This window comes from Pseudomonas sp. M5A4_2d (assembly GCF_053345295.1).
Genome location: NZ_JBKEZW010000001.1, coordinates 401,130 through 419,745 on the forward strand (window position 1 = coordinate 401,130; position 18,616 = coordinate 419,745).

Genomic DNA, 18,616 nt, shown 5'->3' on the forward strand with positions numbered 1-18,616 from the left:
ATAAGTTAGGCGCGCTTGGGCTGGCAGGTAGGTACTTAGGAGGGCAGGCAACACAACAAGGGCAAAGGTTCTGGGCCCAGGGTGAAGATCCTGATCAATTTGCAGGTTGGTTCGGTCAGAGTATTGAAACTTCGCGACACCCTTTGCTTGTTCAAAGGCAGTGTCGTCGCAAGAAATACCTGGAAACCATCGAGGTGGTCGATCCCGTGTTGTTCAAGGGAGTTGTTCGACCAGAATTGACTTTCAGCTTGGTACTAACGCCGCGGATAGTAACGGATTGAAGCAGGGAAGGGAAGTGTGCTAGCCAAAAAACTTTAATCAGGCGCCTAACAATCCGCGATACACCAGCACTGTTGCGGCGGCCGCCAGTGAGCAGCCCAGCCCGTAGGCCGCAAGGGTAAGGCGCCACGAGCGGCCGGTCTCGATGATTTTCATCACGTCACGCATGTCATTGATCCTGCCTTCTCCCAACTCGATGCACAGGCTCACTGCTGTAAACGCTGCTGATAACAGGATAGCGATGGCAAACAAAGCACCATCGGGGGAGGGCAGGGCCGCATTGACTCCCAATGAGGTCGCACAGATGGCGAGCAGCAATAAGGCGAATAACAGGATTCCTTTCATCTGCCCCTACCTGATGGTTGCGTCCTGGGTCGAGCAGTGTGGCGAGCCCGGGCACTTTTGAAAAGGCCACTGGTTTGGCCTGTCGGTAACATCTTTTGGGCGGGTTGAAGCAAAAAACGCCCGCGATATAGCCAATGGGTCGGTACTTGTGCACATTAGTTGCGAGGTGTGTAACCACTCGGTCAACTGCCTTGGGGCACCGGCGTTTGCCTGTAATGGAAATTTAAGTCAATGAAAAATATCGCTTTTTTTTATTGGTGAAAAAATCGTCAGTTTGACTGCGGCCCCCGTTCCATGGGGCTTTGAGCGAGTTCAAGGCGGGTTGTCCACTGAGTTATCCACAGCTTCTGTGGATTGTCCCAAGCGCTTGCTCTAGAACGGGCGTGTGAGTTTTTTCTGGCTTTACGTCTGCGAAAAAAAGAGTAGAGTGGCGCGCCTTCCGTTCTGTCCCACAGTGCTTTATGAAGTTTCGCTCAGTATCACCTTCTGTTACCGACACCCCTCAAACTGTTACCGCACCCAAGCGTTTCTCCTTGAAAGTTGCCTTGTGGCTGCTCGACAGCCCGCGCCTGGGGCATAACACCAGCGTCAAGCACTTTGCCGGGTGTTTGCTCAAGCAGCCGGCGCGTGAAGGGGTGGTCGCCGCACAGAGCCGCCTGGGCCAGTTGATGTGCCGTGAGTGCGGCAACGCCCGCGATCGTCGCATCGGCCACGACTTGTTACGGTTGGCCGCCCGCGCCGGTGACCGCGGCGCGCAGCGCGAACTGGGGCAGGTCGAAGACTGAGCTGTCCTCAAGCCCTGCGCTTGGTTAACCTTGCTCTTTTTCGGTAATGGCAGAAATGGCTATGGCTTTTGACTGGACCAGTATTGCCTTGGGTCTTGCTGGCGCTGCAGTGCCTTTATTGGCCATATGCTGGCAGATTCAACGGCGGCTGACCGCGCGCATCACGGGCTGGGAGTTGCTTGAAGAGCGCCTGGCCACTGCGCAACTGGCCCAGGAAGGACTGGCGGCGCAACTCGACGCCAGCCGCGACGAGATCAGTGACCTCAGCCAGGCCAACGCTGCCAAACAAGCTGACCTGGCCGCCGTACGCCGTGAGGTCGAACTGCTTCAGATCGACCGCGACAACGCTCGCGACGCGGCGCACGCCTGGAACCTTGACCGCAGCGCCAAAGAAACCGAGCTGCGTCGGCTCGACGCGTTGTCAGCGGCTTTGCGCGCCGAACTGCGCGAACAGCAGGAAAGCCATCAACAACGCCTTGCCGACCTGCAGGGCTCGCGTGACGAGCTGCGCGCGCAGTTCGCCGAGCTCGCCGGGAAGATCTTCGACGAGCGCGAACAGCGTTTTGCCGAAACCAGTCAGGAACGCCTGGGCCAGTTGCTCGATCCGCTCAAGGAGCGAATTCAATCCTTCGAAAAGCGTGTGGAAGAAAGCTATCAGAATGAGGCGCGTGAACGTTTTTCCCTGGCCAAAGAGCTTGAACGCCTACAGCAACTGAACTTGCGTCTGTCCGACGAAGCCACCAATCTCACCCGCGCCCTCAAGGGCCAGAAAACCCAGGGCAATTGGGGGGAGCTGATCCTTGAGCGGGTGCTGGAACATGCGGGGCTTGAGAAAGGCCGCGAGTATCAGACCCAAGTCAGCCTCAAAGGCCCGGATGGCGAGCGTTTCCAGCCGGACGTGTTGATCATGTTGCCCGGCGACAAGCAGGTGGTGGTCGACTCCAAAGTCAGCCTCACGGCTTATCAGCAGTACGTTGCGGCGGAGGATGATGTGATTGGTCAGGCAGCGCTCAAGCAGCATGTGCTGTCCCTGCGCAATCACGTCAAGGGCTTGGCCGGCAAGGATTACAAGCGCCTGGAGGGCCTGCACAGCCTGGATTTCGTTCTCCTGTTCGTACCTATCGAGGCGGCGTTTTCCGCCGCGCTGCAGGCTGAGCCGAACCTGTTCCAGGAAGCCTTCGACCGCCATATCGTCATTGTCAGTCCGACCACTTTGCTGGCCACCCTGCGGGTGATCGACAGCCTGTGGAAGCAGGAACGCCAAAGCCAGAACGCACGGGAAATCGCCGAGCGGGCCGGCTGGCTCTACGACAAGTTCGTGCTGTTTATCCAGGATCTGGACGAGGTAGGCAACCGTCTGCAACAGTTGGATAAAGCCTACAGTGCAGCACGAAACAAGCTGACGGATGGACGCGGAAACCTCGTCAGTCGTACTGAGCAATTAAGGTTGCTCGGCGCGCGCGCCAGTAAAAGCCTGCCGGCTGATTTGCTTGAGCGGGCAATGACGGATGCAGACGGTGTGGCGCATCTGCCGGAATAGAGCGCAGCTGATGCGGGAGCTGGCGTGCCTGCGGTAGTGGGGGTGGCTGATCCACCGCTATCGCAGGCAAGCCAGCTCCCACAGGTTATTGTGTTCAGGCTTCCTACAGGGGTAGGTGCCGACTCAACAGCGCACGCAACGCCGCAGGCTTCACCGGCTTGGCCAGGTAATCCAAACCCGCCGCATGCACCTCGGCCACCATCTCCGGCCGTCCGTCCGCGCTGATCACCACCCCGGGAATCGGCTCCGCCAATTGCGCCCGCAGCCAACCCATCAGCTCGGTGCCGGTTTCGCCGTGGTCCAGGTGGTAATCCACCAGCGCCAGTTGTGGGCGTATGCCTTCGGCCAGCAGCGCCGCACACTGCGCCTGGTCGGTGGCGGTCCACACTTCGCAACCCCAGCGCGTCAGCAGGCTGCGCATGCCAATCAGAATGCTCTCTTCATTATCCACGCACAGCACCTGCGCACCGCTGAGTGGCAACCCACTGTCCTGCGCGGTCTTGACCAGCGGGCTGGCCTGGTTGCGCGCCAGTGGCACGCTCACGCTGAACACGCTGCCTTTGCCCGGCCACGAGCGCACGCTCAGTTTATGCTCCAGCACACGGCACAGGCCGTCGGCGATCGCCAGGCCCAGGCCCAGACCTTTTTCCGCGCGTGTCTGGTGGCTGTCCAAGCGCTTGAATTCTTCGAAGATGACCGTCTGTTTATCCAGCGGAATGCCAGGGCCACGGTCCCAGACCTCCAGGCACAGTTCGCCCTTGCGCCGGCGGACTCCAAGTAGCACAGGGCCGTCGGCATAGCGGAATGCATTGGTCAGAAAATTCTGCAAGATCCTGCGCAGTAATTTGATGTCGCTGTCCACCCGCAAACGACTGCCGCGCAGGCGAAAACGCAGGCCTTGCTCGTGGGCCAGCGCCTTGAATTCCGCGCCCAGGGTGTCGAACAGTTCATTGAGTACAAAAGGCTGTCGCTGCGGGTTGATTTTGCCGTTTTCCAGGCGCGAGATATCCAGCAGGTCGCTGATCAGGTCTTCGGCGGAGCGCAGCGAGCTGTCCAGGTGCTGCACCAACTGCCGCGCCTCCCTGGACAAACCGTCGTTCTGGTGGGAGAGGGCGGCGGAGAACAGCCGTGCGGCGTTCAGCGGTTGCATGAGGTCATGGCTCACCGCTGCCAGAAAGCGCGTCTTCGACTGGCTGGCGGATTCGGCCACGCCTTTGGCGTCGGTGAGCGCCACATTCAGTTGCGACAGTTCATGGGTGCGCTCGGTCACCCGTTGTTCAAGGCCCTCGTTGGCCTCGGTCAGTGCCTGCTCGGCTTCCCGGAACGCGGTGATGTCCGTGAAGCTCATGACAAACCCGCCGCCGGGCATCGGGTTGCCGATCAGCTCAATCACGCGCCCATTCGGGAACAAGCGCTCGGACGTGTGGGCGCGGCCCTGGCGCATCCAGTGCAGGCGTCGCGCTACGTGCACTTCGGCTTCGCCCGTCCCGCACAGGCCGCGTTCGGCGTTGTAGCGAATGATGTCGGCAATTGGTCGCCCGACACTGATCAAACCTTCCGGGTAGTTGAACAGCTCCAGGTAGCGCCGGTTCCAGGCCACCAGCTTGAGTGACTGGTCGACCACGCTGATGCCTTGGGTGATGTTTTCGATGGCGCCCTGCAGCAGCGCACGGTTGAACTGCAGCACCTCGGAGGCTTCGTCGGCGATCCGTACGACGTCCTCCAGCTGCATTTCCCGCCCTTCAATCGCGGCTTTTACTACAGCGCGTGTCGACGATGCACCGAGCACACCGGCCAATAGCCGTTCGGTGTGGGCGATCCAATCGTTATCGGCATTCTGGTTGGGGTTGAACCCTTTGCCTTGGCGATAGGCAAAGCGGATAAAACTCTGCTGGGCGCGTTCTTCACCGACAAAACGCGCGGCGAGGCTGAGTAAGTCGCTGATTTGCACTGACAACATCGAGCGAGCACTGGCGCGCTGGCTGATTTCCTGGCCGATAAAACGCCCGGCCTGCCAATGCTCGGAAACGCGTGTGCGCGACAGCATCGAGACCCAGACAAACAGCGTGAAGTTACCCGCCAGGGAAAACACGGTGCCCAGCGTGAGTGAGGTGACGGATAAACCAAATGGGTGCGAATGCATCCACGTCAGCCCGGGGAAAAGGCTGAACGACCAGCCGAGACTTTTCGCCGTCACCGGCAGGACTAACGTGTAGAACCACAAAAAGGTGCCGGCCGCCAATCCGGCAAACACGCCACGCCGGTTGGCCTGCTTCCAGTAAAGCGCGCCGAGCATCGCCGGGGCCAGTTGGGTCACGGCGGCGAAAGCGATCTGGCCGATGGTCGCCAGGCTCGCGGTGGAGCCAAGCAGGCGATAGCTCACGTAGGCCAGCAACAGGATGATCACAATGCTGACCCGGCGTACCGACAGCATCCAATGGCGAAACACTTCAAACGGCCGCTCAGCGCTGGAGCGCCGCAGCAGCCAGGGCAGCAACATGTCGTTGGAAACCATGGTCGACAGCGCAATACTCGCGACAATCACCATGCCGGTAGCCGCTGATGCGCCGCCGATAAATGCCAGCACGGCGAGGGCTGGATGCGCCTGTGCCATGGGCAGGCTGATGACGTAGGAGTCCGGCAATACCGAGCCAGGCAATAGCATTTTGCCGCCGAGTGCGATGGGAATGACGAACAGCGCGGCGAGGATCAAGTACGCCGGGAACACCCACTTGGCGAGGCGCAAATCCTGCGGGTCGATGTTCTCCACCACGGTGACGTGAAACTGTCGGGGCAGGCAGATGATTGCCATCATCGCCACACCGGTTTGCACCACCATCGACGGCCAGTTGATGGTTTCTTTCCAGTATTCCTCCAGGCGTGGTTCGAGCATCGCCTGGCTGAACAGGTCGCCGAAACCGTCGTACAGGCCGTAGGTCACAAACGCGCCGACGGCGAGAAAGGCGAACAGTTTGACCAGGGATTCAAACGCAATCGCCAGCACCATGCCTCGGTGGTGTTCGGTCGCGTCGAGGTTGCGGGTACCGAACACGATGGTGAACAGCGCCAGAACCAGCGACACAATCAGCGCGGTGTCCTGAGCGCGCGTGCCGGTGGTGTCGGGGCCGGAACCGATCAGCAGATTCACGCCCAGCACGATGCCTTTGAGTTGCAGGGCGATGTAGGGCAGTACGCCAACCAGGCAGATCAGCGCCACCACCACCGCCAGGGACTGGGACTTGCCGTAGCGCGCGGCGATAAAGTCGGCAATGGAGGTGATGTTTTCCTGCTTGCTGATCAGAATCATCTTCTGCAGCACCCAAGGTGCCAGCACCAGCAGCAGGACCGGTCCCAAGTAGATCGGTATAAATGCCCACAGTTGTTCGGCGGCCTGGCCTACAGCGCCGAAGAAGGTCCAACTGGTGCAGTAGACGGCCAGAGAAAGGCTGTACACCCAGGCGCGCACCCGTGGTGGCAGCGGCGCGTGGCGGCGGTCACCGTAGAAGGCGATGGCAAACATAATGGCCATATAGGCCAGGGCAACGGCGGCGATCAGCCCGCTGGACAGCGTCATGGTAACTCCGAGCATAAGAACACCCGGGCATTCCAGGCCCGGTTGGACAGTCTCGCATGATGCTCGGGGTTAGTCAGTGTCGACCAAGGTCGTGTGTAGGATCTGGCGGGCAAGCCCGGCTCCCACACACGCCAGCGCCCACCGTTATCGCGGTGGCAAGGTCTTCTGACGCAAGATATAGAGCGTTACCAGAACGGCACTGGTCAGCATAAACCCGCGTGCCCACGGTAGCGGCACCAGGTAACAGGAGAAGCCGATGCTCAGCCACATCAAGCCGATTGCATAGACCTTGCCCTTGAGCGGAATGCCATTGCCGTCCAGGTAGTCTTTGATCCATGGGCCCAGGCGCGGGTGTTCCACCAGCCAGTGGTAGAAACGCGGGGAGCTTCGAGCGAAGCAGGCGGCGGCGAGCAAGAGGAAGGGCGTGGTCGGCAAGACCGGTAGGAATATGCCGATCACCCCAAGCGCTACGCTCAGCCAGCCGATGGCCAGCAGCACGTAACGCAGGAGCAGCGAGCGGTTGCCCATGGGTGCCACGGGCAAACGACTCAGTGGTGACGTGGCTTGAGGATCGCCGGTTTTTCGTCAGGCGCGTTGCACAGCAGGTACAAGGCGGTCAGGGCTTCCGGGATCTGTACGATCATGTCGTCCATCAGGTTGGCGTCAGCGGCGATGTCGGCGAATTCCGGCTGGTCATCGAACAGGCCCGAACCCACCATGATCGGCAGCAGCATTTCGCTGACTTCTTCTTCGGCGGTTTCGAACCAGGCGGCTTCGCGCAGGAACACACCTTCCATGAAACCGATGCACCAGCCGCGCAGGTCGGAATCATCCGGCTCTTCGCCAAGGTCGAGGTCGCAGGGCAGTTCAAATTCCTCATCGGCAGCCAGTTGGCGACCGATATGGGCCTTGAGGGCCAGCAGGGTGGATTCGATTTCCTCACGCTGGGCGGCATCGGCGTAGTGAGGTTCTTCGGCGAACAGCGCGTCGATCCATTCACGGTCAGGCACGACTTCGGAGCAGATCGACAGGGCGGTCAGGTAGCCGTGAGCGGCCACGTAGTCCAGCGCCTCGTCATGCAGCTCATCGGCGTCGAGGAAGGCTTGCAGGCGGGTTAGTTGCTCAGCGAAGGACATTGAAGGGCTACCTTGGGAATAAACGATGCTGAATTCTAGGCTTTCTTGAGCGCCCAGGCCAGCCACACTGCATATTTGCCAGGTTTTAGATAGCAGCCGCTATTCGTCAGCGGTGCCCTTTGCGGGGTAACGCTCGGGTATACTGCCGCGTTTTGTGATGCCCCTGCAGGCCAAGCGCCAACCCGAGAAAACTTCGCTTACGGATTATTTCCCGTGACCCCGCGTTTTTTCGGCCAGCCTGTACAGAGGGATTTCGGCACCATTTTGGAGTTTTACATGCTCGAGCAGGCTCAACGCGTCCTCAAGGACATCTTCGGCTACGACAGTTTTCGTGGCCGCCAGGGTGCGATCATTGAGCGCGTGGCCAGTGGCGGTGATGCGCTGGTCCTGATGCCTACCGGCGGTGGTAAATCGCTGTGCTTCCAGGTGCCGGCGCTGTTGCGTAATGGCTTGGCCGTGGTGGTGTCGCCGCTGATTGCGTTGATGGACGATCAGGTTGCCACCCTTGAGGAACTCGGCGTTGCCGCGGCGGCCTTGAACTCCACCCTCAGCGCTGAGCAACAGCGCGACCTGGCCGCGCGAATCAAGCGCGGTGAAGTAAAGATGCTTTACCTGGCCCCCGAGCGACTGGTGCAGCCGCGCATGCTGGCCTTCTTGCAGAGCCTGGAGATCGCGCTGTTCGCCATTGATGAAGCTCACTGCGTGTCGCAATGGGGCCATGATTTCCGTCGCGAATATTTGCAACTGGGCCAGTTGGCCGAGCTGTTCCCTGACGTGCCGCGTATCGCGCTGACAGCCACCGCCGACAAACGGACCCGTGAAGAAATCGTCGAGCGTCTGCATTTGCAGAATGCCGAGCGCTTCCTGTCGAGTTTCGACCGGCCGAATATTTTCTACCGCATCGTGCCCAAGGAACAGCCGCGCAAGCAGTTGCTGGCGTTCCTGTCCGAGCGGCGCAGTGATGCGGGCATTGTGTATTGCCTGTCGCGCAAGAAGGTGGATGAAGTGGCCGCGTTCCTCTGCGAGCAAGGCTACCCAGCGCTGCCGTACCACGCGGGCCTGCCGAATGAAACGCGCTCTGCGCACCAGAAACGCTTCCTCAACGAGGAAGGCCTGATCATGGTCGCGACCATCGCCTTCGGCATGGGCATCGACAAATCCAACGTGCGTTTTGTGGCGCACATGGACCTGCCCAAATCCCTTGAGGCGTACTACCAGGAAACCGGTCGCGCCGGCCGTGATGGCCTGCCCGCAGATGCCTGGATGGTCTATGGCCTGCAAGACGTGGTGATGCTCAAGCAGATGCTGCAGAACTCCGAAGGCGACGAGCGTCACAAGCGCCTTGAGCAGCACAAGCTCGACGCCATGCTGTCATTGTGCGAAGAGACCCGCTGCCGCCGCCAAACATTGCTGGCGTACTTCGACGAGGACATGCCCGAGCCGTGCGGCCACTGTGACAACTGCGTGGATGGTGTGCAGACCTGGGACGCCACCGAGCCGGCGCGTCAGGCCCTCTCGGCCATCTACCGCACCGGCCAGCGTTATGGCGTTGGCCATCTGGTGGATGTATTGCTGGGCAAGGACAACGAAAAGGTACGCAGCTTCGGCCACGAAAAACTCTCGGTCTACGGCGTGGGCAAGGCCCGTGCAGAGGGCGAGTGGCGGTCACTGTTCCGGCAGATGGTCGCGCGCGGATTGGTGGATATCGACCTGGAAGGTTATGGCGGCCTGCGCCTGAATGACAGTTGCCGGCCTTTGCTCAAGGGCGAAGTGAGCCTTGAACTGCGTCGCGACCTCAAGCCGCAGACCACCGCCAAAAGCAGCACCAGCCAGGCCAGCCAGTTGGTGCGTGGCGAAGAACGCGAGCAGTGGGAAGCCTTGCGCACCCTGCGGCGCAAACTGGCGCAAGAGCACAGCGTGCCGCCTTACGTTATTTTCCCCGACTCCACCTTGCTGGAGATGCTGCGCGAACAGCCGACCACCCTGGCAGAAATGGGCAGGGTCAGTGGCGTGGGTGCACGCAAACTGGAACGCTACGGGCAGGCATTCCTTGAAGTGCTCGGCGGCCAGGCCGAAGCGCCGAAGGAAGTCGCCGATATTCGCCACGAACTGATCAGCCTGGCGCGTGCCGGCATGACTCCGATCCAGATCGCCGGCCAACTGCAATGCTCGGAAAAAAACGTCTACACCTTGCTGGCTGAATCCATTGGCAAGCAGCAGTTGTCGCTGGAGCAGGCCCTTGATTTGCCGGAAGATCTGCTCGGTGAAATCCAGGACGCCTTCCTCGACGGAGAAGGCGAATTGCCACCTGTTGCGGAGATCGCGCCGCTGTTTACCGGGCGTGTTCCGGAAGGTGTTTTGTATTGCGTGCGTGCCGCTTTACAGTCGGAATTCGAAATTTAATGTGCCAATTACGACAATGTAACGAATCAGAACATAGCAACTCTTGCCTCATGGCATGGCTCATGCTTAGCTGACTAATAATTAGCCACACTTTATTTTCAGTCTAACCCACGAGTTTTTTATGCCTTTAACCGATCAACACCGCTTTGGCATGCAGTTGGCGCAAATGTCCCGAGGTTGGCGCGCCGAGCTGGACCGCCGTTTGGCGGGCTTGGGTTTGTCCCAGGCGCGTTGGCTGGTGCTGTTGCACCTGGCCCGTTTCGAGGAAGCACCGACCCAACGCGAATTGGCACAAAGTGTCGGGGTAGAAGGCCCGACCCTCGCACGCCTGCTCGACAGCCTGGAAGGCCAGGGCCTGGTGCAACGCCAAGCCGTGCTGGAAGACCGGCGAGCCAAGCGCATTCTGCTGTGCGACACCGCCCGCCCTTTGATCGAACAAATTGAAACCATTGCCACGGCTTTACGCCACGAGTTATTTGTGGGCGTGGATGAAGAGGATTTACGCGTGTGCATGCGTGTGCACGGGCATATTTTGGCGAATCTGGAAAAGCCCTGAGGTAGCGCCTGACTAATGTCGGGCAGGGTTGTTGTGGCGAGCGGGGCAAGCCCGCTCACCACACGAGCTCTTCCCACATTTGATGTGTGTTGAGCGTTAGAAGGTCTGGCCCAGGTTCAGGTACACCGCCTGCTGCTTATCATCATTGAACCCATAGCTGAAATTCAGCGGCCCCAGCGGCGTATCAAACCCGAGGAATATACTCGCGGCATTGATATACCCACTGTCGAACTGATTGTCGTTGTTCCACGCGCGGCCGCGTTCCAACGAGGCGCCGAGGTACAGCGGGAAATCCAGTGGCAGGTACGAGCGCGGTGTCAGGCGACGGTAGTACACCGCACGCATCAGCGCGATGTTCTGCCCCGAGATCGAGTCTTCGCGAAAGCCCGATAATTGCCGTGCACCGCCGAGCAGGAAGCTGGAAATCACCACGTCGGATTTATCCAGCGTGCGCCCGTAGCGACCACCCAGTATCAGCGTGTCCGGGCCGTGGCTCATGGCCTTGTCCAGCTTGAACTCCCACTGGCGGTAGCGTTGGTCCGAGCCCAGGCCAGGTGCGAACTCGCGGAAGGCCAGGCCGATGTCTTCGCCGGTGTGGGGGAAGTACACGTTGTCCAGCGAGTCGAAGGAGTATTTCAGCTCATAGAAACCCTCGCTGAAGCTCACGCTTGGCAGGTCGCGCTCGCCAATGCGCACATCCGCCTTGCCCCAGGCTTCGCCGACGCCGAAGCGAATTTCGCCGCTGTTGCCAATCTGTCGCCCCACATTCAGGCCAAAACCGTAGCGCTCCAGGCGGTATTCGGCGATGGGGTCGCTGTCCAGAACCAGATCAACGTTCTGCGCCTGGGCACTGATATAGGGCGCGACGAAGTAGCGTGAACCCACATCCAGTGGCTGGTAGAACTCGCTGTACAGTTCCTGACGATCGCCAATCTGTACCCGTGTCAGCCATTCGGCGCCGAGACGATTGATGCCGTTCATGCGGTAACTGGCGCCGAGGTTGTAGGCGCTGTCGCCGCGCATGTCATCCGACAGGTTGAGGCCCAGGCGCAGATAATCGGTGCCGCTGCGTTTGCCGCGTGCGCTGATGACCAGGGTGTTGTCCGGGCCCTTTTTCACCACGCGGTATTGCACCTGCTCGAAGTAATCCAGGCCGTACAACGTGCCCATATCGGTTTGCAGGCGGTCCAGGTTCAGCGGCTCGCCCAGGGTTTGGCGGATGTAATAGCGGATCACGTCATCGCTGACTTTCGAGTCGTTCTCCACTTTGATCGCGGTGATTATCGGCGTGCGTTCGCCAGGGGTGCGTGCCTCCACCAGTTGCGGGTCGACCGGCTCTGCGGGGCGCAGATGTGCCAGGCGTACATCGAGCGCGCGGGTGGCGCGGTAGCCGGCGTCGATCATGTCCTTGGCGCGGCCAAAGTCCGTAACGCCATAGGCAGCCAGGGGCGGCTGGATCAGCACGTCCTTCGGATGCAGGGCCTTGAGTTGCTCCTCGGAATTGCGTCGGGTCATCAGGGTGATGGACTGGTTGAGCACGTCCACCACTGTCGCCAGTTGTTTACGTGAACGCAGCGGCGTACCGATATCCACCACGATAGCGATGTCGACACCCATCTCCCGGGCCACATCCAGCGGGATGTTGTCGGTCATGCCGCCGTCCACCAGCAGCCGTCCGTCCAATTCCACCGGGGCGAACACGGCGGGGATCGACATGCTGGCGCGGATCACCTGGGGCAGGTGGCCTTTGTTGAATACCACTTTTTCGCCGGTGGTGATGTCGGTGGCCACTGCGCGGAACGGGATCGGCAGCTTGTCGAAATTACGCGTGTTGCTGGCGTGAGCGAACATGCTTTCCAGCAGCAGGGCCAGGTTCTGGCCCTGGATCACGCCGAGCGGCAGGCCCAGACTGCCGTCGTCGCGGAAACTGAGTTTTTGTTTGACCAGGAAATCCCGGTCATCCTGTTTGCGTCGAAACGGTACATCCTCGCGCGGTGGCGCATCGGACAGTGCCTGCTGCCAATCGATATTCAGCGCGAGCTTTTCCAGCTCATCTATTTTGTAGCCCGAGGCGTACAAACCGCCAATCACCGCGCCCATGCTGGTGCCGGCAATGGCATCGATCTGAATACCTTGCTCTTCCAGGGCCTTGAGCACGCCAATATGCGCCAGGCCACGGGCGGCGCCGCCGGACAACACCAGGCCGATTTTGGGGCGTGGTGTTTCAACGGCGTTGGCAAGGAGCGGGATCAGGCACAGGAAAAGGCAGGACAACAGGCGGCGCATCATGTATCTCGGGCTGGGTGATAAAGGCCGGTATTATAGCCACTCGATCCTCCGAGCCCGTTACGCCAGGAACCTCTCAAATTATGTCTGCAAGCAAACCCGAGATCGTCATTACGTATTGCACCCAGTGCCAGTGGCTGCTGCGCGCCGCGTGGCTGGCCCAGGAGTTGTTGAGCACGTTCTGCGACGACCTCGGGCGCGTGACGCTGGAACCGGCCACCGGTGGCGCGTTTCGTATCACCTGTGACGGCGTGCAGATCTGGGAGCGCAAGGCGGACGGTGGCTTCCCTGAAGCCAAAGTGCTTAAACAGCGCGTGCGCGATCAGATCGACCCGCAGCGGGATTTGGGCCACAACGATCGTAACGCCTGAAGGTCATGCCGTTGCAGCGGGCTGTTTGGCCTGGCTGGCACTGCCCATCAGCCCCGAAAGCACGATGGCGACGATGATCAGTGCGCCCCCCAGCATCATGCGCAACGTCGGGGTTTCGGCAAACAGCAGCCACGCCGCAGTGATGCCGTAGACGGGCTCCATGGCAAACACCACCGACGCCGTGCGTGCCTTGATCACGGCGAGGCTGGCGACAAACAGGCTGTGGGCCAGGCCCGTACAGAAAACCCCGAGCAGCCCGATCCACAACCAGTCCAAGGCCCGCACATCCGCCAGCCCCGGCGCTGCCACGGGCAACAGGCAGGCCGCAACCACGACGTTCTGGCACAGCGCTGCCTGCACCGCCGGGATGCGCCCAGAACTGGCGCGATTGTTCAGCGACAGCAGTGAAAACAGCAGCCCTGAGGCGATGCCCCACAGCAAGCCGCCGGTGGCGGCACTGGCAAGGTTGAAGTCTGGAGTCACCAACACCAGGCCGATGCTGACCAGTACCACCAGCAGGATTTCATTGGCGCGAATGCGCTCACGGAAGATCAGCCCTTCGAGAATCACGGTAAAGGCCGGGAATGCGGTAAAGCCGAGCGTGGCGACGGCGACCCCGGCGACTTTGACTGCAATAAAGAAGGTCACCCAGTGCGCCGCCAGCAACACGCCGCTGACCAGCAGCCGACGCCAGTCGCGCATCTGCAGTTTTTTCCAGGTGGTATTGCTGGCGAATCGCGCAAACACCGCCAGGGCGAGCACGGCAAAGGCGGCGCGGCCAAACACAATGATGGCGGGCGAGGCGGCCGCCAGCTTGCCGAATACGCCGGTAAGGCCAAACATCAATGCGCCGATATGCAGGGCGCCGAGGGCTGAACGGGGAGTCATTGCGATCCTTGAAACAACGGAGTGTCAGCGTCGCAGTCTAGTGGGTTGAAAGCGCTGGTGTCTGTCGCGACTCTCGCGGTGATTAACGCAAGGCTCTTGTCAGGCCGCCCGCCGCAACGCGCCGGGTGAGGCGCCGAATTCGCGCAGCATGGCGGCAGAGAATGCACTTTGCGAGGCATAGCCGACGCGTTCGGCGATGTCGCCAATGGCCAGGGGTGTCTCACGTAGAAGCCCTAGCGCCATGTGCAAGCGACGGCTGCGTAGATAGTCCATCGGCGTTTGTCCGCACTCCGCCATAAAGCGTGCATGCAGGCGCGCCACTGAAAGCTCGGCAATCCGTGCCAGGTCGGCCACCTGCAGCGGGCGCGCGGCGTGCCGCTCGATGTGCGCGTTGAATGCCGCATAGGGCAGGCGCTTGCCCTGCATCGGGCGGGCCAGCGGGTGATTGAGGCTGGCCAGTAACAACACTGCGCCTTGCTGCACGATCAGCGGATCATCCACCGGGCTGTGCGCCAGCCATTGCACCAACTGGCTTTGCCGGGAGTCCAGGGCCAGGCGCGCCGGTTGATTGAGCAGGCGGCGGCTGGCGTCGGCATGGTCTCCCAAGGATTGCACCACCCAGTGTTCGGTGGGCACATCCAGCACCAGGCAGCGGCTGCCATCGCGACTGCCGCAGGTATGGTGGGCGGAGAAGGGCAGCACCATCACGCTGCTTTCATGCACTTGGCTGCCATGGCCGTCGACTTCCAGGTCCAGGTGCCCGGACAGGCCGAACACCAACTGCGCGTGGTCATGGCTGTGGGCGAGGGGGGCTTCGATGTAGTGGCGCAGCGTGAGGGTCGGTCTCATCGCGGTCTCCTGGGCAGCATGGCGCCAGTCTACAACGCTTTGCGGCCAGCAAACGCTGTCATCAGATTGACGCAGGCCTGTCATGGGCTATTAATCGCAAGGGTGCAAGCTCGCGAAAACACCGTCGAGGGATGCCCATGACCAGTGCCGAGTTCGTCAAGCCCAGCCGTAAGCAACGGGTGCGTACCCTGTGGATTTCCGACGTGCACCTGGGCACCCGGGATTGCCAGGCCGAGCACTTGTCACAGTTCCTCAAGGGCTATCACGCCGACAAGGTGTACCTGGTCGGCGACATCATCGACGGCTGGAAGATGCGTGGCGGCATGTATTGGCCCCAGGCCCACACCAACGTGATCCGCCGGCTGCTGACCATGGCCAAGCGCGGCACCGAGGTGATCTACGTCACCGGCAACCATGACGAATTTCTACGGCGTTATTCCAAGCTGATCCTGGGCAATATCCAGTTGGTGGACGAGGCTGTGCACGTCACCGCTGATGGCCGCCACCTGCTGGTGATTCACGGCGACCAATTCGATGTGATTACCCGTTACCATCGCTGGTTGGCGTTTCTCGGGGATTCGGCTTACGAGTTCACGCTGACGCTGAACCGCTGGCTCAATCACTGGCGTGCGCGGTATGGCTATGGCTACTGGTCGCTGTCGGCGTACCTCAAGCACAAGGTCAAAACGGCGGTGAGCTTTATCAGTGATTTCGAAGAGGCGATCGCCCACGAAGTGACCAAGCGTGAGCTGCATGGCGTGGTCTGTGGGCATATCCACCATGCGGAGATTCGCAAGGTCGGTGAGGTGGATTACCTCAACTGCGGGGATTGGGTGGAGTCGTGCACGGCGTTGATCGAGCACTGGGATGGGCATATCGAGTTGTATCGGTTGGCGGATGCGCAGGCAAAAGAGGCACAGCTAAAAGCTGAAATGGTCGCGGGCTAAAGCCGGGCGCGATCCAAATGTGGGAGCGGGCTTGCCCGCGAATGCAGTGTGTCAGTCAATGCATCTGGCGACTGATCTACCGCATTCGCGAGCAAGCCCGCTCCTGCCTTTACTTCCGGCTGCTTCAGTTGGAAACGTCGGCGATGGCTTGGGCGAGCAGGCTCAAGCGTGTCGCATCAATACCTGCGACGTTAGCCCGTCCCGAACTGACCATATACACGCTGTGCTTCTCCCGCAGTTGCTTCACCTGCTCGGCACTCAAGCCGGTGTAGGAAAACATCCCGCGCTGTGCACCAATATGCGCAAACCGTTCGGACAGCCCGTGTGGCGCCAGCGCCTCCACCAACCCGGAGCGCAACTGTGCGATCCGCGAACGCATGGCTTCGACTTCGTCGCTCCACACCTGCTTAAGCGCGGCATCACCGAGGATGGTCGCGACCACTGCGGCGCCATGATCCGGCGGTGTCGACCACAAATTACGCGCGATATTGGCCAATTGGCTGCGCACATCCGTGAGCTTTTCGGCATCCGCCGCACACACGATCAACGCACCGACACGGTCGCTATACAGGCCGAAGTTCTTCGAGCAGGAACTGGTGATCAGCACTTCCGGCAGCTCGGCTGCCAGCAGCCGTACCGCCCAAGCGTCCTGCTCCAGACCGTCGCCGAAGCCCTGGTAGGCGAAGTCAATCAACGGCAGCAGTTGGCGCTCGCGTACGATTTGCAGCACTTGGCGCCAGTCATCCCGGGACAGGTCGAAACCGGTCGGGTTGTGGCAGCACGCATGCAGCAACACCACGTCGCCCTTCGGTACCGTGGAGAGTGTCGCCAGCATCGCCGCCACGTCCAGGCGATTGTCAGCGCCCACGTACGGGTAATGGCTGACCTTGAGGCCGGCCTTGGCGAAGATGGTTTCGTGGATCGGCCAGGTCGGGTTGCTCAGCCATACACCACGGCCGGGCAGGCTGTGGGCGATAAAGTCGGCGCTCAGGCGCAGGGCGCCGGTGCCTCCTGGGGTCTGGGTCGCGCCGGCACGGCGTTCGCGGATCAACGTTGAATCGGCGCCGAGCACCAGTTCGCTGATCAACGTGCCGAAAGCTGCGTCGCCGTGCCCGCCGATGTAGGTTTTGGTGGTTTGAGTGTCCACCAGGCGCTGTTCGGCGAGTTTCACCGAGTGCGGAATCGGGGTCAGGCCCTGGTCGTCCTTGTAGACACCCACGCCCAGGTCGAACTTGTTCGGGTTGCTGTCCTGGGCATACAGGTCCATCAGCCCGAGGATCGGGTCGCCGGGCACGCGGCCAATGGCATCGAAATGCATTACTTGCGGCCCTCGGCGTCCTTGGCCACTTCGTCGGTGCGCGCGGCCATGATGAAGTCGTTGCGGTGCAGGCCCTTGATCGAGTGGCTCCACCAGGTCACGGTGACTTTGCCCCACTCGGTGAGCAAGCCTGGGTGGTGGCCTTCGGCTTCGGAGATTTCACCCATGGCGTTGGTAAAGGCCAGGGCGAATTTGAAATTCTTGAACAGGAAAACTTTTTCCAGCTGCATCACGCCGTCGCGGACTTCGATGTTCCAGTCGGGAATCTGCTTGATCAGTACCGGCAGTTCTTCGTCGCTGACTTGCGGGGCGTCGGCGCGGCAGGCTTCGCAGTGGGCTTGGTTCAAGGTGGTCATGTGTGTGTCCTGAATTCGAGTGTTTGAAAAACGGTCGTCAGTAGCGTCACCCTAAAGCAACGCGGGGCCAGGGAACAGACTCACCTGGCGTCAAAACGTAAGGCTCAGGCCGCTTTGGGTTTGGGTGGGAATTTGGGCGCGTGAAGACCCAACTGCATCCCGCGCTCGACCATGCCCATGATGTCTTCCTGCGCCACTTCGAACAGGCGCTTGAGCTCGGGCAGTACGAAGTACAGCGGTTGCAGGATGTCGATACGATACGGCGTGCGCATGGCTTCCAGCGGGTCGAAGGCTTGATGCTCGGGCTCATCCGACAGGCAATACACGCTCTCCTTGGGCGACGATAAAATGCCGCCACCGTAGATGCGCCGACCTTGCGGCGTATCCACCAGGCCAAACTCGATGGTCATCCAGTACAGGCGCGCCAGGTACACCCGTTGCTCCTTGGTCGCTGCCAGGCCGAGCTTGCCGTAGGTGTGGGTGAATTCGGCAAACCAGGGGTTGGTCAGCAGCGGGCAGTGGCCGAAGATCTCGTGGAAAATGTCCGGCTCTTGCAGGTAGTCCAGTTCTTCACGGGTACGAATAAAGGTCGCCACGGGAAACTGTTTGCTGGCGAGCAATTCGAAGAAGGTCTGGAAGGGGATCAGCGCCGGCACGCGGGCGACTTGCCAGCCGGTGGTCTCGGCCAGCACTTTGTTGATTTCACCCAGTTGCGGAATGCGGTCCAGGGGCAGGCCGAGCTTGTCGATGCCGTCCAGGTATTCCTGGCAGGCGCGACCTTCGATGACTTTCAGCTGACGAGTAATCAGGGTGTTCCACACCGCGTGTTCTTCGGGCGGGTAGTGGATAAAACCTTGCGCATCGGGCTCGCGGGCCACGTATTGCGTCTGCTTCATACGGCTCTCCTGCTAGGCATTCGTTCTTGTTATGTTCGGCGTATGGCCTATTGATAACGCGGAAGGCGGCGGATTCCATCCAGCTCT

General features: G+C 60.7%; 16 protein-coding genes. 6 read left to right on the top strand and 10 right to left on the bottom strand.

Annotated elements, in window-relative coordinates:
- Positions 1-318 precede the first annotated feature (318 nt).
- Positions 319-624, bottom strand: a complete 306-nt coding sequence (locus ACLBW8_RS01840; RefSeq protein WP_447804437.1) for a hypothetical protein — start codon at positions 622-624, stop codon at positions 319-321.
- A 461-nt stretch (positions 625-1,085) separates the two neighbouring features.
- Here ACLBW8_RS01840 and ACLBW8_RS01845 point away from each other — a divergent pair, with 461 nt between their 5' ends.
- Together ACLBW8_RS01845 and rmuC are read left to right on the top strand one after the other, a co-directional pair.
- Entirely contained in the window at positions 1,086-1,409 is a 324-nt protein-coding gene (locus ACLBW8_RS01845; RefSeq protein WP_221295339.1) for a sel1 repeat family protein, read from the top strand.
- Positions 1,410-1,584: 175 nt separating this feature from the next.
- The gene (rmuC, locus tag ACLBW8_RS01850) at positions 1,585-2,949 is read left to right on the top strand and encodes a DNA recombination protein RmuC (RefSeq protein ID WP_262668043.1); all 1,365 of its coding nucleotides are present in this window, start codon (positions 1,585-1,587) and stop codon (positions 2,947-2,949) included.
- Between the two features lie 103 nt (positions 2,950-3,052).
- On the opposite strand, the gene ACLBW8_RS01855 is transcribed toward rmuC, so the two are convergent.
- The 3 genes from ACLBW8_RS01855 to ACLBW8_RS01865 form a co-directional block, all read right to left on the bottom strand.
- Positions 3,053-6,523 (bottom strand): hybrid sensor histidine kinase/response regulator, encoded by a 3,471-nt coding sequence (locus ACLBW8_RS01855; protein WP_447804438.1) that lies wholly within the window; start codon positions 6,521-6,523, stop codon positions 3,053-3,055.
- 144 nt (positions 6,524-6,667) lie between these two features.
- Complete coding sequence (locus ACLBW8_RS01860) at positions 6,668-7,051, bottom strand: YbaN family protein (RefSeq protein WP_447804439.1); 384 nt, start codon at positions 7,049-7,051, stop codon at positions 6,668-6,670.
- A gap of 20 nt (positions 7,052-7,071) precedes the next feature.
- Positions 7,072-7,659 carry a UPF0149 family protein gene (locus tag ACLBW8_RS01865; protein ID WP_064453483.1) on the bottom strand — a complete coding sequence of 196 codons (588 nt, stop codon included), beginning with the start codon at positions 7,657-7,659 and terminating at the stop codon, positions 7,072-7,074.
- 276 nt (positions 7,660-7,935) lie between these two features.
- Here ACLBW8_RS01865 and recQ point away from each other — a divergent pair, with 276 nt between their 5' ends.
- Together recQ and ACLBW8_RS01875 are read left to right on the top strand one after the other, a co-directional pair.
- The gene (gene recQ, locus ACLBW8_RS01870) at positions 7,936-10,062 is read left to right on the top strand and encodes a DNA helicase RecQ (RefSeq protein ID WP_064453482.1); all 2,127 of its coding nucleotides are present in this window, start codon (positions 7,936-7,938) and stop codon (positions 10,060-10,062) included.
- 121 nt (positions 10,063-10,183) lie between these two features.
- Complete coding sequence (locus ACLBW8_RS01875; RefSeq protein ID WP_053257333.1) at positions 10,184-10,618, top strand: MarR family transcriptional regulator; 435 nt, start codon at positions 10,184-10,186, stop codon at positions 10,616-10,618.
- A gap of 96 nt (positions 10,619-10,714) precedes the next feature.
- Here ACLBW8_RS01875 and ACLBW8_RS01880 read toward each other — a convergent pair whose 3' ends face one another.
- Entirely contained in the window at positions 10,715-12,904 is a 2,190-nt protein-coding gene (locus tag ACLBW8_RS01880; protein WP_447805003.1) for a patatin-like phospholipase family protein, read from the bottom strand.
- Positions 12,905-12,987: 83 nt separating this feature from the next.
- Here ACLBW8_RS01880 and ACLBW8_RS01885 point away from each other — a divergent pair, with 83 nt between their 5' ends.
- Positions 12,988-13,275 (top strand): SelT/SelW/SelH family protein, encoded by a 288-nt coding sequence (locus ACLBW8_RS01885; RefSeq protein WP_064453480.1) that lies wholly within the window; start codon positions 12,988-12,990, stop codon positions 13,273-13,275.
- Between the two features lie 3 nt (positions 13,276-13,278).
- On the opposite strand, the gene ACLBW8_RS01890 is transcribed toward ACLBW8_RS01885, so the two are convergent.
- Together ACLBW8_RS01890 and ACLBW8_RS01895 are read right to left on the bottom strand one after the other, a co-directional pair.
- The gene (locus tag ACLBW8_RS01890; RefSeq protein WP_064453479.1) at positions 13,279-14,163 is read right to left on the bottom strand and encodes a DMT family transporter; all 885 of its coding nucleotides are present in this window, start codon (positions 14,161-14,163) and stop codon (positions 13,279-13,281) included.
- Positions 14,164-14,262: 99 nt separating this feature from the next.
- The gene (locus ACLBW8_RS01895; protein WP_064453478.1) at positions 14,263-15,012 is read right to left on the bottom strand and encodes an AraC family transcriptional regulator; all 750 of its coding nucleotides are present in this window, start codon (positions 15,010-15,012) and stop codon (positions 14,263-14,265) included.
- A 137-nt stretch (positions 15,013-15,149) separates the two neighbouring features.
- On the opposite strand from ACLBW8_RS01895, the gene ACLBW8_RS01900 reads away from it, so the two are divergent.
- Positions 15,150-15,959 carry a UDP-2,3-diacylglucosamine diphosphatase gene (locus ACLBW8_RS01900; RefSeq protein WP_053257328.1) on the top strand — a complete coding sequence of 270 codons (810 nt, stop codon included), beginning with the start codon at positions 15,150-15,152 and terminating at the stop codon, positions 15,957-15,959.
- A 124-nt stretch (positions 15,960-16,083) separates the two neighbouring features.
- Here the strand turns inward: ACLBW8_RS01900 and ACLBW8_RS01905 are convergent, their stop codons facing one another.
- The 3 genes from ACLBW8_RS01905 to phhA form a co-directional block, all read right to left on the bottom strand.
- Positions 16,084-17,277 carry an amino acid aminotransferase gene (locus ACLBW8_RS01905; protein WP_447804440.1) on the bottom strand — a complete coding sequence of 398 codons (1,194 nt, stop codon included), beginning with the start codon at positions 17,275-17,277 and terminating at the stop codon, positions 16,084-16,086.
- A complete protein-coding gene (locus ACLBW8_RS01910; protein WP_017134918.1) occupies positions 17,277-17,633 on the bottom strand; it encodes a 4a-hydroxytetrahydrobiopterin dehydratase in 357 nt (118 codons plus the stop codon). The genes ACLBW8_RS01905 and ACLBW8_RS01910 overlap by 1 nt, the downstream gene beginning before the upstream one ends.
- Before the next feature lie 104 nt (positions 17,634-17,737).
- Entirely contained in the window at positions 17,738-18,529 is a 792-nt protein-coding gene (phhA, locus tag ACLBW8_RS01915; protein WP_064453476.1) for a phenylalanine 4-monooxygenase, read from the bottom strand.
- Between the last annotated feature and the right edge of the window lie 87 nt (positions 18,530-18,616).

What these genes read in the sequence shown, in the direction of transcription:
- ACLBW8_RS01840 (WP_447804437.1), bottom strand. Translation starts at nt 624, where the DNA reads ATGAAAGGAATCCTGTTATTCGCCTTATTGCTGCTCGCCATCTGTGCG.
- ACLBW8_RS01845 (WP_221295339.1), top strand. Translation starts at nt 1,086, where the DNA reads ATGAAGTTTCGCTCAGTATCACCTTCTGTTACCGACACCCCTCAAACT.
- ACLBW8_RS01855 (WP_447804438.1), bottom strand. Translation starts at nt 6,523, where the DNA reads ATGACGCTGTCCAGCGGGCTGATCGCCGCCGTTGCCCTGGCCTATATG.
- ACLBW8_RS01860 (WP_447804439.1), bottom strand. Translation starts at nt 7,051, where the DNA reads ATGGGCAACCGCTCGCTGCTCCTGCGTTACGTGCTGCTGGCCATCGGC.
- ACLBW8_RS01865 (WP_064453483.1), bottom strand. Translation starts at nt 7,659, where the DNA reads ATGTCCTTCGCTGAGCAACTAACCCGCCTGCAAGCCTTCCTCGACGCC.
- recQ (WP_064453482.1), top strand. Translation starts at nt 7,936, where the DNA reads ATGCTCGAGCAGGCTCAACGCGTCCTCAAGGACATCTTCGGCTACGAC.
- ACLBW8_RS01875 (WP_053257333.1), top strand. Translation starts at nt 10,184, where the DNA reads ATGCCTTTAACCGATCAACACCGCTTTGGCATGCAGTTGGCGCAAATG.
- ACLBW8_RS01880 (WP_447805003.1), bottom strand. Translation starts at nt 12,904, where the DNA reads ATGCGCCGCCTGTTGTCCTGCCTTTTCCTGTGCCTGATCCCGCTCCTT.
- ACLBW8_RS01885 (WP_064453480.1), top strand. Translation starts at nt 12,988, where the DNA reads ATGTCTGCAAGCAAACCCGAGATCGTCATTACGTATTGCACCCAGTGC.
- ACLBW8_RS01890 (WP_064453479.1), bottom strand. Translation starts at nt 14,163, where the DNA reads ATGACTCCCCGTTCAGCCCTCGGCGCCCTGCATATCGGCGCATTGATG.
- ACLBW8_RS01895 (WP_064453478.1), bottom strand. Translation starts at nt 15,012, where the DNA reads ATGAGACCGACCCTCACGCTGCGCCACTACATCGAAGCCCCCCTCGCC.
- ACLBW8_RS01900 (WP_053257328.1), top strand. Translation starts at nt 15,150, where the DNA reads ATGACCAGTGCCGAGTTCGTCAAGCCCAGCCGTAAGCAACGGGTGCGT.
- ACLBW8_RS01905 (WP_447804440.1), bottom strand. Translation starts at nt 17,277, where the DNA reads ATGCATTTCGATGCCATTGGCCGCGTGCCCGGCGACCCGATCCTCGGG.
- ACLBW8_RS01910 (WP_017134918.1), bottom strand. Translation starts at nt 17,633, where the DNA reads ATGACCACCTTGAACCAAGCCCACTGCGAAGCCTGCCGCGCCGACGCC.
- phhA (WP_064453476.1), bottom strand. Translation starts at nt 18,529, where the DNA reads ATGAAGCAGACGCAATACGTGGCCCGCGAGCCCGATGCGCAAGGTTTT.